This window comes from Marinobacterium ramblicola (genome assembly GCF_019084545.1).
GTDB lineage: Bacteria > Pseudomonadota > Gammaproteobacteria > Pseudomonadales > Balneatricaceae > Marinobacterium_D > Marinobacterium_D ramblicola.
The window spans coordinates 39,940-54,771 of the sequence record NZ_JAHREP010000024.1 but is presented as its reverse complement, the minus strand read 5'-3'; the positions used below and the strand labels follow the sequence as shown (position 1 = coordinate 54,771).

The following is a 14,832-nucleotide window of genomic DNA, read 5'->3' as shown; positions in this document are numbered from 1 at the left end:
TTTGCCGTACAACATGAAAAGCAGGGAAACCGCTAACGCCGGATGCCGGCCATACCAACTACGACCAAACCTAACCGATCCGACAGGGACGATTATCCATCAACGGCGGCCGTTTGTTCATAGTTCATTAGTAGATTATTGGCTCCGGAGCGAAAAGCTTGATTCAGATAAAACTCAACGCGGTTCCTGCCCCTCTGCCGGGGTTAAAAAAGGCGTTTATTCAGTTCAATGGCGATGCCATACAGCGACTCCAGATCCGCCCTGTCCCCAGCACCGGTAATCCTGGGCTCGAAATAGATCAGGCCATAACCGTTGGACAGGGTGACACTGAGCGTATGTCCCGCGCCATGCGCTTTCATCGCCTCATGCGCCGCGGTGACCACACCGGGCTTGGCTGGCGGGATCTCCGGCACAAGATCCTCCACCCGGCCTAAGGTGTCGATCAGGAAAAAACCTTCCAGTTCAGGCCGAACCTTGAACAGGGCCGCCAGGCGGGGAAAGTGCGTCGACTGTGCCTGCCCGTAGCGGCTCAGATCCAGCAGCTCCACCGCCAGAAACAGCCAGGCTTTTTCAGCATCCACGATAGCGGCCAGCTGACCAAAGCTGCGTGTCGCCTCCGTCTGCGGCAGCGCAAAAGCGTTATCAAGGCAACGCTGCAGCGGTTTACGATAGTCCCGCCGTATCGACAGCCCCTTCTCGCGCGCAAAGCGCGCCATCATTCTTCGGCGCCGCCGTGCATACCAGATCAGGTAAAGCCCCACCGTCGCAAACAGCGGTAGCAGTATCCATACTAACTGCTCATCTGCCGGCATCACCGCCTCCTCGCCACCCCTGAATCAACGCCCCCGCACGGAATATGGCGCCATATCCTGTGGGCTCATGTGATCTGAACGGTACCGCGCAGCTGGGGTAGCACTGCACGGCACCTTACGCTCATGTTACTCCTTGGTGGACACGAACCACACATTGGTGGGATCGTGCGGCAGGGTGTTGCGCTCGACCGAGTTGAAACCGGCGTCTATCAGCATCGCCTCGGCGGTCTCCCAGCCCCACATGGTGCCCAGTCCCTTGCCGCCCTGCCCCAGCGAGATCGGCATGCAGTGGCAACAGGAGACCGCATAGAGCATCGACGCCAACGGGAACTCCAGGTTGTTCTCCAGGTAGGCCGAGCCGCCGATATCCTGCATCAGGTAGTGGCCGCCCGGGCGTAACGCCCTGAAGTAAGAACCGATCAACGTGCCCGGGTCTTTCTGGTCATGCACGGCATCAAACGAGGTGATCAGGTCAAAGCAGTCGCGATCGTCGAAGTCGGTCAGATCGCGCACCTCGAACCGGATATTATCCAGCCCCTCACGCTCAACCACCCGGTTGGCATACTCGATTGCCTCAGCACACAGATCGTAGCCGACGAACCGGCTGCGAGGGTACCGCCGCGCCATGGCGGTCAGTGCACGCCCTCGACCACAGCCGGCATCCAGTACGTCGATGCCCTGCTCCAGACGCTCACCGAGCCCCTCCACCAGGGGCAGCAGTGTGTCGAACAGCTGGCTCAGCACTGTCATGCCACTGTCTTCGGCCATGATCTCGTGGAAACAGGGGTAGTCACCGTACCGGGTACCTTCGCCGCTCTCGAAACGGGCCAGGATCTGATCCTGCACCGCACCGAGCAGTGCGATATGCTGGCTATACACCGCCAGGTTACCCAGGGAGCCCTGACGCGTGATACTGGCTGCATGCTCCGCCGGCAGCTGATAGGCTTTCCCCTGCGGCCGGTATTCGACGATCCCTCCGGTTACCATCGAAGCAAGCCACTCGCGTACATAACGCTCGTTCAGATCGCAGGCATCGGCGATCTCGGCACTGGTCGCGGGCGGCATGCCGGCCATGCGATCGAGCAAGCCGGTACGATGCCCGATCGACAGCATCACGGCGACCGCACCGGCATCCAGGGTTCCGGCGATGCGTTCGGCAAACTCGTTGGCACGCTGTTCATCAAACACGGCGGTTGCCGAGGTAGACACTACACTGTTCATTCGTTTTTCCTGTCTTATTGAGTGGGTACGGAATGAACAGTACGCTCAGCGGGCAAGCCGCTCGAGCGGGAAAAAAGACGAAAAGGTGGCATTTGTGCCATCATTGGATCATGAATCAGAGATCCACCAGCGCCACCGTCCAGGTTGCCCTGATCGTACTGCCCGATACCGCCCCCGCGGTGCTCTACAGCCTGCAGGAGATATTCGCTACCGTAGGGGGCGCCTGGGAAGCGATGACCGGCAAACCGGCCGGACAGGTGCGTATGCAGCCGCAACTCGTAGCCCACACCCGCGATCTGTTCCAGTGCGCCATGGGTACGCCGGTGCGCGCCGATGCGACCTTCGACTCCCCCGATCGCTACGATCTGATCATCGCTACCGACCTGCTGCTGGAAGCGGAGACCGATCCGCGAGGACGCTGGCCCAAGGCCACGGGCTGGATACGCCGCCAGTACGACCAGGGCGCACTGGTCGCATCGGTATGCACAGGCGGTCTGCTGCTGGCGGAAGCGGGCCTGCTGGACGGTCTTGAGGCCACCACACACTGGAGCATCACGGCTCTGTTCGAGCAGTTCTATCCCGGGGTGAAACTGACGCCTGAGAAGGTCCTGGCGTTGACCGGCATCGAGCATCGGGTCATTACCGCCGGTGGGGCGTCCTCCTGGGTCGAACTGGCGCTCTATCTGATTGCCCACTATTGCGGAGCGGAGGAGGCGACCCGTACCTCCAAAGTGTTTTTGCTCGGCGACCGCAGTGACGGCCAACTGCCCTTTGCCACCATGACCCGACCACGCCATCACAGCGATGCGGTCATCGACCGCTGCCAGGCGTGGATCGCCAACCACTACGAGCTGGCAAACCCGGTGGCCCGGATGGTCGCCTACTCGGGACTTGCCGAGCGCACCTTCAAGCGCCGTTTCACTGCCGCCACCGGATATACCCCGATCGAATACATTCAGACGCTGCGCATCGAGGAGGCGAAGCAGCTGCTGGAGTCCACCGACATGGCCACCGACCATATCGGTGTCGAGGTGGGTTATGAGGACCCGGCCTCGTTCCGTCGCCTGTTCAAACGCATGACCGGTGTCACCCCGGCACGCTACCGGCTACGTTTCCGCACAATTCGGTCGAGCTGAATCACGCATCCCCCCGCCAGCGTTCGATTCCTGAGTGCCTATTATTGATTAAATGTTACTTTATAACATAACATTTACCACCTTTAATTGGATTAGCAATAAGGTGGTTGATGATGTTGAAACCCTTGCTGTCGGCCGGAGTGGTCGCTGTGCTGGCACTTGCAGGCACGGCTCATGCCGAACCCACGCCGCAAAACACCGTCAAGATCCAGGCCGCGTTCGAGTTCTCCAGTCTGGATCCCAGCAGTAGCGGCTACGTCTATACCCGCATGCAGATACTGGAAACACTGCTCAACGTCGATGACCGCGGTGCTCTGCTGCCCGGACTGGCAGAGGCCTGGAGCGTCGAAGATGGCGGCAAAGCCTGGCAGCTGACCCTGCGCGAGGGCGTGCTGTTTCACGACGGCACACCGCTCAACGCGCAGATCGCGGCGGCTGAACTCAACCGCGCAGCCGCCAAGCCCAGCGCACTGCAGGGGGTACCGATCAGCGCGATTGTCGCCACTGACGCCCGCACCCTGCGTATCGAGTTGTCTGAACCCTACCGCCCGCTGGGGGCTGTACTGGCACACTACTCCACCGCACTGCTCGCACCCTCAGCCTACGACGCGAATCAGCAGGTAACGGCCCTGATCGGCACCGGACCCTTCGCGGTTCACGAGATCACCGTGCCGCACAAGCTGGTAGTAGAACGGTTCGACGCCTACTGGGGCCGAACCGCAGGTATTGAGTATGCCAGCTACCTGACCGGACACCGCGCCGAAGCGCGGGTGCTGCAAGCCCGCAGCGGACAGGCCGATATCGTGTTCGGTCTCGATCCCGCCTCGGTGCCGATGCTCAAGCGCCTGCCCAACCTCGATATCGTGCGTTCGGATCTGCCCCGCTCGCTGGCGCTGAAACTCAACGCCGGGCATCCCTACCTCGCCGACGCCCGCGCCCGGGAAGCGTTGAGCCTGGCGATCAACCGCACGGGTATCGCCACCGCCATTCTGCATGCCCCGGAAGCGGCCAGCGACCAGCTGTTGCCGAGCTACATGTCCGACTGGCATCTGCCGAACCGGAAAGCACAATTCTCACCGGACAGGGCTACCGAACTGCTCGCCGAACTGGGCTGGCGGAAAAACAGCGAGAGATGGCTGGAACGGGATGGCAAAACGTTCGAGCTGAATCTGATCACCTATGCCGACCGCCCCGAACTGACCAGCGTCGCCACCGCAATTCAGGATCAATGGAAGCAGTTGGGGGTCAAGCTCAACGTCAGCATCACCAACTCCAGCGCCATCCCGGCCGGTCACAGCGACGGTTCGCTCGAAGTCGCCCTGATCGCCCGTAACTACGGTGTAATCGCCGACCCTCTGGGCGTGCTGATCAAGGACTTCGGCAGCGAGCGCGGCGGTGACTGGGGCAGCATGGACTGGGCCAATGCTCAGGTAAGGAGCGATCTGACCCGACTTGTCGCCGAGAACGACCCCGGTCTATACCGCCGGCAGGCACAACGGATCGCCGAAGCGATCTACACCGAACGTCCGCTGATCCCGATCGCCTACTACGTGCAGCAGACCTCCGTTAACAGCCGGCTTACAGGCTTCCGCTTCGATCCGTATGAGCGCTCCTACTTCCTGAACGAGCTGAGCTGGAGATGATGTTGCGCGACCTGCTGATAAAACGTCTGTTACAGCTGCTTGCCGTCGCTTGGGGCGTCGGCACCCTGACCTACATCCTGATGCGGGCGTTACCGGGGGATATGGCCTATCGCATCGCCGCCAGTCGCTACGGTATAGATGGCGTGGACTCCAACGCGGCAGCGATGGTGCGCGAGGAGCTGGGGCTCGACCAGAGCGGCTGGAGCGCCTACTGGCAGTGGCTGGGCGATCTGATGCAGTGGAACCTGGGTAACTCTCTGGTCAGCGGCCTACCGGTTGTCGATACCCTCTGGCACATGCTCGGACACTCGCTGCTGCTGGCCCTGACCGGCATGTTGATCGCCGCGCTGATCGCCATCCCGCTTGGCCTGGCGAGTGCCTACTGGGGCGGCTGGTTGAATCGGCTGACGCTAACCCTATCCACGGCGATGCATGCACTGCCCGTTTTCGTGATCGGATTGCTCGCCGTGGTGCTGTTCGCGCTCGAACTCGCCTGGCTGCCGGTGGCCGGGTTCGGCTCTGCCGCGCATCTGGTGCTGCCGGCGCTGACCCTGGCGTTGAGTCTGGCGGCGATCTCCAACCGGGTGGTTCACACCGAGGCACAGCGCGTGTTCAGCGCCCCGTTTTTCGAATTCGCCCAGATCAAGGGGCTCTCACCCTGGCAGGCGTTCCTGCGTCACGGCGTGCGCAACATCTCGGTACCGGTGGTGGCATTTTTCGGTGTCCAGCTGATCACCGTTATCGAAGGGGTGGTGATGATCGAATCGCTGTTCTCCTGGCCCGGTATCGGCCACGGCCTCGCGCACGCCATCTTTGCCCGCGATATCCCGTTGATACAGGGCGCCGCGTTGACGATGGGGGTGCTTTTCGTCGTGCTCAATACCCTGGTCGATCTGGCCTGCCATGCTCTCGACCCGCGCGCAGGAGATCCGGCATGAAGGGCATAGATTTCACTTCAACAAGGTTCTGGGGTGCGCTGATCCTGCTTACCCTCTGCCTCTACGCGTTTGCAGCACCGATCCTGAGTAGCCAGGACTCGGCCACCCAGGATCTCTCCAGCATATTGCGGCTTCCGGACAGTACCCGCTGGCTGGGCACCGACCATTTCGGCCGCGACATGTGGGTCCGGCTCGCCGATGCGCTTCAGCTCTCCCTGTTGATGGCTGCGCTCTGCGTGCTGACATCCGCGCTGATCGGGGTCACCCTCGGCATTCTCGCGGCGACCGGCCCCGCCTGGGCCGATCGCGTGCTGGATGGCATGACCACGGTCATCCTGGCGCTGCCGGGACTGGTACTGGTGCTGATCTTCGCCGCCATCCTGCCCGGATCGTTCTGGATGCTCTATGTCGCGATCTCTCTGGTGCAGTGGATCGAGTATTTTCGCGTTACCCGCGCCATCACCCGCCAGGTCGCCCGCTCACCCGCCGTACAGTCATCGCGGCTGATGGGCTTTGGCGCCCTCTACCTGGTTCGTCGCCACTACTGGCCGGCAATCGCGCCGCAGCTGACCACCATCGCCGCGTTCGGCGCCGCCAACGCCATCCTGATGATGGCATCACTCGGCTTCGTCTATGTGGGTATCCAACCGCCGCTGGCCGAGCTGGGGCTGATGATCGTCGAACACTTTCCCTATTACGCCGATGCTCCCTGGCTGCTGGCGCAACCCTTAATCGCACTGGCACTGCTGGTGCTCAGCTGTCATCTACTGGCCGGGAGAACCGCACGATGAGTCTGCTCAAGGTCACCAATCTGTCGGTTTCAACCGCGGACACCGGTCTGCTGGAACCGATCAGCTTCAGCCTCGATGTGGGCGAACGGCTCTGCATCCTGGGTCAGACCGGCTCCGGAAAGAGCCTGTTGGCGCAGGCGATCATGGGCAACCTGCCGGACGGCTTGAGCAGCGGTGGCGAGCTTGCACTGTTCGGCGCCAAAGCCACACGGGCGTCGCGGCGCAAGCTCTGGGGGCGCCGCCTGAGCATGTTGCCGCAGGAGCCGTGGAACGCCCTGAACCCGCTCATGTCGGCGCGCAACCAGCTGGCGGAAACTTACCATCGGGTCAGAGGCGACGAAGCCGAAGCCGCCCGACAGAGCGCCGATTACACCCTCGCACTCCAAGGGCTCTCCTCCAGCGGCCATAAAAGGGTCGATCAGCTCTCCGGCGGCATGGCGCAACGGGTGGCCATCGCCTGCGCCATGGCCGGGGGAGCCCCCCTGCTACTGGCGGATGAGCCAACCAAGGGGCTTGACGTTAACCGTCGCGACCAGGTGGTGCAGCAACTGATCGCCCAGGCCGAAAACGGTGCGCTGCTCTGCATCACCCATGATGTGGCGGTTGCCCGTCAAATCGGGGGGCGGGTCATGGTGGTCAAGGAGGGAAAGCTCGTTGAGTCGGGGCTCAGTGATACCGTGCTGAATGCACCCAGCCATCCCTATACGCGCGAACTGATCGCGGCCGATCCCGCAAGCTGGCCAGAGCGCAACGCCGAGTCGTCGCCGGGCGGGGCGATTCTGCTCGAAACCGAGGCGCTCACCATCGGACGGGGTAGCCAGATGCTGGCCAACAACCTCTCGCTACGGATCCGTCGGGGTGAGGTCCTCGGCGTCGTGGGTGACAGCGGCTGCGGCAAAAGCACGCTCGGCGACACCCTGCTGTGCCTGGAAAAACCCCATACCGGTCGACTGAAGCGCCACGTTAGCACCGCGCCTCACCGCTGGCAGAAGCTGTACCAGGACCCGACGGCAGCGGTATCCCATGCGGCCACGCTCGGTACGCTGCTGGAGGATTTGGTCAAACGGCACAAGATAGAGCGCCGCCGCATCGCGCCATTGATGGCCCGCCTGGGACTCGCCTCGACACTGCTCGAACGCCGTGCCGAGAGCGTATCCGGCGGAGAGCTCCAGCGTTTCTGCCTGCTGCGGGCACTGCTGCTCGATCCGGTATTCCTGTTTGCCGATGAGCCCACCTCGCGGCTCGATCCGATCACCGCACAATCGGTCAGCCAACTGCTGGTCGAGATCGCCCGCGAAACAGACTGTGCCGTGATGCTGGTGAGCCATGATCCACACCTGATCGCCAAACGTTGCGACCGGGTCATACAGCTGGGCGGGAGGTAAACGCTAAAACCGGCCGGTTCAGGATGATTTGGCGATCACCTCGCGGATCACGCCGATAAAGGTCGTCACCGGCTGGCCACCGCTGACTGCGTACCGCTCGTTGAACAGGATCGTCGGTACCGAACTGACGCCCTGGCGCACCCAGAGTTGCTCCTCGCTCAATACCTCGTCGGTGTAACGGCCGGAGTCATACACCTCACCCGCTGCGGTTGCGTCCAGGCCCGCCTGCTCTGCCAACCGGCAGAGCAGAGCGCGATCGCCCGGGTTCTCGTTGTGCGAGAAATAGGCCTCCAGCAAACCGAGCTTTAACGCCAGTTGCTTATCCGCCCCCTGCTCCGCCGCCCAGTGCAGCAGGCGATGAGCGTCGAAGGTGTTCCACTTCTTGCTGTCAGTACGGAAGTCAAAGCGAAACCCCAGTTCGGCGCCACGCTCGGTGATATAGGCCTGATTGCGCGCCACTTGGCTCTCGTCCATGCCGTACTTTCTGCACAGGTAGGGGATCACCAACTCCCCCTCCGCCGGCATCTCCGGCGTCAGCTCGAAAGGATGGAAGCGGATCGTCGCGCTGACCTCACCCTCCAACTGCCGCAACGCCTGCAGCAGTGCATGCAGACCTATGGCGCACCAGGGGCAGACCACATCGGAGACGAAATCGATTTTTAATGATTGGGTCATGGGACTCTCTGCAGTCGTTGGCTGTCCGCTGCAGGCAGACGCGCCAAAGGTTGATGATGGATGGCGGCACGGATGCTTAAAGCTGCTCTACGGTAAAACCCTGTAGTGCAAGTTGATTTAATATCCCCTCTTTGCCGTACAGATGCATCGCACCCACCAGGACAAACTCTTTTGCGCTATCCTCGGTCAGCCTGACCAGCTGTGCCATCCAGGCGTTGTTCCTGTTTGTCACGATGGTGTTGTAGATCTGCGGAAACTCCTCCTGCATCTGAAGCATGAAAGCACTTTCCGCCAGTGCATCAAGATCACCGCTACGCCAGCTTTCCTTCATCGCCGCCATAGACTCGGGCAGCCGCTTCAGATCCCGCAGGGTGTATTCGATACCGGCATTCGGGTCCATCCCGGCCATCGATTTAAGAAAGTTGAGCTGCTCATCCGCTGTTTCCAGCCCCATAATCCTTTTGTGATCGGACAGCGCGCGACCGTTGAAGTACGCATCGACACCATAGTTCGGCATCATCCCCAGTCGCTGGTACTCCAAAATAACGATCATCAGCGACACGCCCCAGGGCTGAAATTTCGAAAACTGAGCGATAGGCATCTGACGTGAAGTCATAAAATTCTCAAGCTTTCGATAGATCGCCGGCTCAAGCTCGCCCTCCAGGGTACGGTCGTCGCTATAGGTCATTGCGGCGATGAACTTCGACTGAAACTCCGGCGTTTCTGTCGCGGCCAGATCCGTTTCGAAAAAAATCTTGCCGGCATCGTTATAGGCCAGATCAAACTCAGCGGGGAGTGGATGATCCTGTTCCGATAGCAGGTGAATGGTGCCGCCGATATAGAAGTAGTTGTTATCCTTGCTGACTTTCCAGACAGACGATTCAGCGAATGCGCTGCCGGCCAACAGATTAAAACTGACCAGCATGGTGCTGAGGATAATGCTCCGAATAGTCATATAGCGGTCCATTTATTGACTCAATCAAGTACACCTGACATCTAAGTCTAGTCGCGTTTGGAACGAAGCACAGGCGTACGGAACGCGGCTGAACATCCGCAACCGGTCAGATCGGTATATACCCGTTACTTCGAAAACAGCGAACGCCGCCCGGCCGATCTGGCTGGCGCTTTCTCCTGAGGTTCACGCGGGGATTGAGCTTTGCGCGCCTGAGGTTGCTTGAATCCATTTCCCGGTTTTGCTTTCGGTTTCGACCTGCCGCCACTGCCCTTCTCCGACAGCGCCTTACCCTCGATCAGCTTACCGTTTTCCGCCACAGGCACCGGCTGAAGCTGCAAGGGTTTGTTGATCAGTTCGGCAATGGCTTGCAGGAAGCGGCGCTCTTCCGGCGCCACCAGTGACACCGCCAGCCCCTTCTGTCCGGCGCGGCCGGTGCGGCCGATGCGGTGGACGTAGTCCTGGGGCTGGTTGGGCAGGTCGTAGTTGACCACCTGCGGCAGGTTGTCGATATCCAGGCCACGGGCGGCGACGTCGGTGGCGACGAGGACATTGATCTCACCGTCGGCAAAGGCGTTGAGCACCGCGATACGCTCGCGCTGGTGCTTGTCGCCGTGGATCGCAGCAGCATCGATGCCCTCGTGTTGCAGACTTGCGGTCAGCTCGTCGGCACGGCGCTTGGTACGGGTGAACACCAGGGTCTGCCGCCAGCGTGCACCGTTGATCAGGTAGGCGAGCACGTCAGCCTTGTCGCGGTTATCCACCGCATAGGCGCGCTGCTGTACCGTGGCGGCACTGGCGTTGCGGGCGGCAACGCTGACCCGCTTCGGATTGTCGAGTAGCTTATCGGCCAGCGCTTCGACACTCTCATCCAGCGTGGCGGAGAACAGCAGGGTCTGCTTCTGCGCCGGCATATACGCCAGCAGCGCCTTGATCTCGTTGATGAAGCCCAGGTCGAGCATGCGGTCCGCTTCGTCGAACACCAGAATCTGCAGATGCTCAAGCGTGAGTTTGTTCTGCTTCAGCATATCGAGCAGACGCCCGGGGGTGGCAACGAGGATATCGGCGCCACGCTTCATCTTGCGGATCTGGTTGTCGAAGCGTACACCGCCGAAGATGGAGGTGACACGCATGCCGAGCAGGCGGCCGTACTCCAGCGTATTGTCGCCGACCTGGATCGCCAGTTCGCGGGTCGGCACCAACACCAGGCCACGGATCTGGTGGTACTCCGGATCGACCGGCTGTTTGCTGAGCATCTCGATCATCGGCAGTGCGAAGGCCGCGGTCTTGCCGGTGCCGGTCTGCGCCTGCGCGATCAGGTCGTGCCCGGCCAGCACCAGCGGGATCGCCTGGGTCTGGATCGGGGTCGGCTCGCGATAGCCCAGAGACTCAAGCGTGGCGTTGAGTTCCGGGCAGAGGTTCAGATCGGTAAAACTGCTCATGGTCAAGTTTCCGCGCTTATTGCGCCTGGCTGCGCAGATACTCTTCGTAATCGCCGTGGAAGTCGACGATGCCGGTGGGAGTCAGTTCGATGATGCGCGTGGCCAGCGAGGAGACGAACTCACGGTCGTGGCTGACGAACAGCAGTGTGCCCGGGTAGTTCTCCAGCGCCAGGTTCAGCGATTCGATCGATTCCATATCCAGGTGGTTGGTGGGCTCGTCGAGCAGCATGATGTTGGGCTTCTGCAGGATCAGCTTGCCGAACAGCATACGGCCCTGCTCACCGCCGGAGATCACCTTCACCGACTTGCCTATCTCCTTCTGCGAGAACAGCATCCGCCCCAGGGTGCCGCGGATCACCTGCTCGTCGTCGCCCTCCTGGCCCCACTGCGCCATCCAGTCGAAGAGGTTCTTGTTCTCCTCGAACTCGTGGGCATGGTCCTGGGCGTAGTAGCCGATCTCGGCGTTCTCGGACCACTTCACCGTACCGGCGTTGGGCTCCAGATCACCGACCAGGCATTTGAGCAGTGTCGACTTGCCGATACCATTGGGGCCGATGATGGCGATTCGCTCGCCAACGTTCACGTGCAGATTGAGGCCGGAAAACAGCTCCTCGTCGAAGTGTTTGGCCAGCCCCTCCACTTCCAGCGCGGTGCGGTGCAGCTTCTTCGCCTGATCGAAGCGGATAAAGGGGTTCTGGCGGCTCGAGGGCTTGATCTCCTCAAGCTGGATCTTGTCGATCTGCTTCAGCCGCGAGGTCGCCTGGCGCGACTTGGAGGCGTTGGCCGAGAAGCGGCTGACAAAGGATTTCAGGTCGGCGATCTGTGCCTTCTTCTTGGCGTTGTCGGCGACCATCCGCTCGCGCGCCTGGGTGGAGGCGGTCATGTAGTCATCGTAGTTGCCCGGATAGACCTTCAGCGTGCCGTAGTCGATATCGGCCATATGGGTGCAGACGCTGTTCAGGAAGTGGCGGTCGTGCGAGATGATGATCATCGTGCAGTTGCGCTGGTTCAGCACCCCCTCCAGCCAGCGGATGGTGTTGATATCCAGGTTGTTGGTCGGCTCGTCGAGCAGCAGGATATCGGGGTCGGCGAACAGCGCCTGGGCCAGCAGCACACGCAGCTTCCAGCCCGGTGCTATCTCGCTCATCGGACCGTAGTGCTGCTCCACCGGGATGCCGACGCCGATCAGCAGTTCGCCGGCGCGTGACTCGGCCGTGTAGCCGTCCATCTCGGCAAACTCCGCCTCCAGCTCGCCGGCGCGGATGCCGTCGGCTTCGGTCATTTCGGGTTTGGCGTAGATCGCATCGCGCTCGGACTTGATCGCCCACAGCTCCTCATGGCCCATGATCACGGTGTCGACGACGCTGAATGCCTCGTAGGCAAACTGGTCCTGACGCAGCTTGCCCAGACGCTCGTTCGGATCCTTGGAGACGTTACCGCTGCTCGGCTCCAGATCGCCGCCGAGGATCTTCATGAAGGTGGATTTGCCGCAGCCGTTAGCGCCGATCAGGCCGTAACGGTTGCCGTCGCCAAACTTGACGGAGATGTTTTCGAACAGCGGCTTGGCGCCGAACTGCATGGTGATGTTGGCTGTGGTAAGCAAGAGAGTTCCCGGATTTCGTACTGTGGAGGATGCGGCAGTGTCGACTGCGCGAGCTGCCGTTCACAAAGTGCGCAGTATGCCACATCTGGCCTGTATTTGCTGCGCAAGCACAACGATGAGTTTCATATCAGAGGATAGGTGCTATCGTTAAACCTAATCGCGCTATCGCACCGGTTTGTGCTCTACCTTAGAGCACACAGGTCGGGATAGAGGGGTCAATGGATCGAAACCAGACGCGAGGAGTTCATGTGCCAACCAAGACCAGATACAGCCTGTGTCTGCTTTTTCTGTTACTGAGCGGGCTGGTCCATGCAGAGAGGTCAGCAGATCGCACGCTGGAGACCGTTCGGCTGCAGCTCAAATGGTTCCACGCCTTTCAGTTCGCCGGGTACTACATGGCGAAGGAGAAGGGCTTCTATGCCGACGTGGGACTTAACGTCGAGATCATCGAACGCGACCCCAAACGCAACAACATCCAGCAGGTGATCGACGGCGAGGCCGATTACGGTGTCGCTGATTCCGCACTGCTGTTGTACCGTGCAGACGGGAAACCGGTGCGCGTCATGGCGCCGATTTTCCAGCACTCCCCGCTCGTCCTGATCGCCCGCGGCGCTTCCGACATTGTCGACCTGGGAGAACTGCGCGGTAAGCGGGTGTCCTACCAGAAGGGACTGGATGACACCCCCTTGCTGGCGATGCTGCAGGAAGCGGGGATTGGGGCGGAAGATATCGAGTATGTGCCGCTCGATTTCAGCGGCCAGGCGTTCATCGACGGCAAGGTAGACGCGATGAGCGCCTACCTCAGCGATCAGCCGTTCCGTATGCGAGAGCTCGGTATCGACTTCACCATTCTGAATCCGCACAACTACGGTATCGATTTCTACGGCGATATTCTGTTCGCTACCGACAAAACCCTCGACGAGTCTCCTGAACGCTCCGAGCGATTTATGCAGGCCTCGATCAAGGGCTGGCAATATGCGCTGGAGCACCCCAACGAAACCATCGGCACCTTGATCGCCAACTATCATCCCCAGAGTTCCAGGGAGCACCTGGAGTACGAAGCCGAGATGACCCGCCGAATGATCGCCCCCAGCCTGGTCGAGATCGGCTATACCAGCCCCAGTCGCTTTTATCGTATCGCCGAGATCTACCAATCCCTGGGCAAACTGAACAAACAACATGCCGACAAGGCACTGAAATCCCTGATATGGGATCCAGATGAGCAGATGCTCAGGTCGCTGCACTACCTGAATATTGCGTTTGTACTGGTCGGTGTACTGGTACTCGGGGTACTCGCCGTGCTGCTGGTCAACAGCCGTCTGAAAAACATTATCGCAGCACGCACCCACGAGCTGACCCGGCAGAAGCGGATGGTGGACCAGCACGTGATCATTTCGGAAACCGACCTTGAGGGCAACATAACCGCGGCCAGCCAGGCGTTTTGCCGCCGTACCGGGCATGCAGAAGAGGAGCTGCTGGGTAAAAATCACAACATCGTGCGCCATCCGGAGCGCCCTCCCGAGTTTTACTCTCAACTATGGGCGCAGTTGAGTGCCGGTAACAGCTGGGACGGCGACCTGAAAAATATCGACAAACAGGGCAACCCCTACTGGATCCACAGTCATATAGAGCCAATTCGCGATTTTGACGGCAGGATTACCGGCTACCGGGCCGTGTCCGAGGATATCACCGACCGCAAGCGACTGGAGATTCAGTCCGCGACCGACCCGCTGACGGGACTTGCCAACCGGCTCAAGCTGGATCAGGTGCTGGAGCAGGAGTTTGCCCGTTCCAAGCGCTACGCTACGCCCTTCTCCGTCATTCTGCTCGACGTGGATCACTTCAAGTCGATCAACGACCAACATGGACACCTGGCCGGCGATACGGTATTGAAAGAGCTGGCAACGGCACTGCAACTCCAGATCCGCGCCACCGATCTGGCCGGACGTTGGGGTGGGGAAGAGTTCATGGTCATCTGCCCCGGTACCACGGGTGATTCAGCACTGGCCTGCGCCGAGAAGCTGCGGCAATCGGTGCAGATGAAGCGCTTCCCTGCGGTGGAATATCTCACCATAAGCCTGGGTGTCAGTAGTTTTTTGGCGGAGGATGATTCCCCGGTGACGATGGTGCAAAGGGCGGATCAGGCGATGTACCGTGCCAAGAGTAGCGGGCGTAACCGGGCCTGTTCCGAGCCGCCCGGTTTGCAAAAGATGGCGAATCTCGACTAGCCATCC

Annotated in this window: 12 protein-coding genes; 6 read left to right on the top strand and 6 right to left on the bottom strand. The window is 60.7% G+C overall.

All coding sequences use genetic code 11. From position 1 onward, the window contains the following. Positions 1-203: 203 nt before the first annotated feature. Both KQ940_RS17305 and KQ940_RS17300 read right to left on the bottom strand, forming a co-directional pair. Positions 204-812, bottom strand: coding sequence for a hypothetical protein (locus KQ940_RS17305; protein WP_217415052.1), 609 nt, complete (start codon positions 810-812; stop codon positions 204-206). Between the two features lie 126 nt (positions 813-938). Next, positions 939-2,033 (bottom strand): class I SAM-dependent methyltransferase, encoded by a 1,095-nt coding sequence (locus KQ940_RS17300; protein ID WP_217415051.1) that lies wholly within the window; start codon positions 2,031-2,033, stop codon positions 939-941. A 110-nt stretch (positions 2,034-2,143) separates the two neighbouring features. Between KQ940_RS17300 and KQ940_RS17295 the strand changes: the two genes are divergently transcribed. From KQ940_RS17295 to KQ940_RS17275, 5 genes are all read left to right on the top strand, one after another. Beyond that, a complete protein-coding gene (locus KQ940_RS17295) occupies positions 2,144-3,169 on the top strand; it encodes a GlxA family transcriptional regulator (protein ID WP_217415050.1) in 1,026 nt (341 codons plus the stop codon). Between the two features lie 113 nt (positions 3,170-3,282). Further along, positions 3,283-4,812 carry an ABC transporter substrate-binding protein gene (locus KQ940_RS17290; RefSeq protein WP_246590155.1) on the top strand — a complete coding sequence of 510 codons (1,530 nt, stop codon included), beginning with the start codon at positions 3,283-3,285 and terminating at the stop codon, positions 4,810-4,812. Beyond that, positions 4,809-5,750, top strand: coding sequence for an ABC transporter permease (locus KQ940_RS17285; RefSeq protein ID WP_343222676.1), 942 nt, complete (start codon positions 4,809-4,811; stop codon positions 5,748-5,750). The genes KQ940_RS17290 and KQ940_RS17285 overlap by 4 nt, the downstream gene beginning before the upstream one ends. Beyond that, complete coding sequence (locus tag KQ940_RS17280) at positions 5,747-6,541, top strand: ABC transporter permease (RefSeq protein WP_246590154.1); 795 nt, start codon at positions 5,747-5,749, stop codon at positions 6,539-6,541. The genes KQ940_RS17285 and KQ940_RS17280 overlap by 4 nt, the downstream gene beginning before the upstream one ends. After that, entirely contained in the window at positions 6,538-7,926 is a 1,389-nt protein-coding gene (locus KQ940_RS17275; RefSeq protein ID WP_217415048.1) for an ABC transporter ATP-binding protein, read from the top strand. Before KQ940_RS17280 ends, KQ940_RS17275 begins: the two co-directional genes overlap by 4 nt. Positions 7,927-7,944: 18 nt before the next feature. Here KQ940_RS17275 and KQ940_RS17270 read toward each other — a convergent pair whose 3' ends face one another. From KQ940_RS17270 to KQ940_RS17255, 4 genes are all read right to left on the bottom strand, one after another. After that, complete coding sequence (locus KQ940_RS17270; RefSeq protein ID WP_217415047.1) at positions 7,945-8,601, bottom strand: DsbA family oxidoreductase; 657 nt, start codon at positions 8,599-8,601, stop codon at positions 7,945-7,947. Positions 8,602-8,677: 76 nt separating this feature from the next. Further along, positions 8,678-9,556 (bottom strand): TraB/GumN family protein, encoded by an 879-nt coding sequence (locus KQ940_RS17265; RefSeq protein ID WP_217415045.1) that lies wholly within the window; start codon positions 9,554-9,556, stop codon positions 8,678-8,680. Positions 9,557-9,681: 125 nt separating this feature from the next. After that, complete coding sequence (locus KQ940_RS17260; RefSeq protein ID WP_217415044.1) at positions 9,682-10,995, bottom strand: DEAD/DEAH box helicase; 1,314 nt, start codon at positions 10,993-10,995, stop codon at positions 9,682-9,684. 16 nt (positions 10,996-11,011) lie between these two features. Continuing rightward, the gene (locus KQ940_RS17255) at positions 11,012-12,598 is read right to left on the bottom strand and encodes an ABC-F family ATPase (protein ID WP_217415043.1); all 1,587 of its coding nucleotides are present in this window, start codon (positions 12,596-12,598) and stop codon (positions 11,012-11,014) included. A gap of 248 nt (positions 12,599-12,846) precedes the next feature. Here KQ940_RS17255 and KQ940_RS17250 point away from each other — a divergent pair, with 248 nt between their 5' ends. Further along, complete coding sequence (locus KQ940_RS17250; protein WP_217415042.1) at positions 12,847-14,826, top strand: diguanylate cyclase; 1,980 nt, start codon at positions 12,847-12,849, stop codon at positions 14,824-14,826. Positions 14,827-14,832 lie beyond the last annotated feature (6 nt).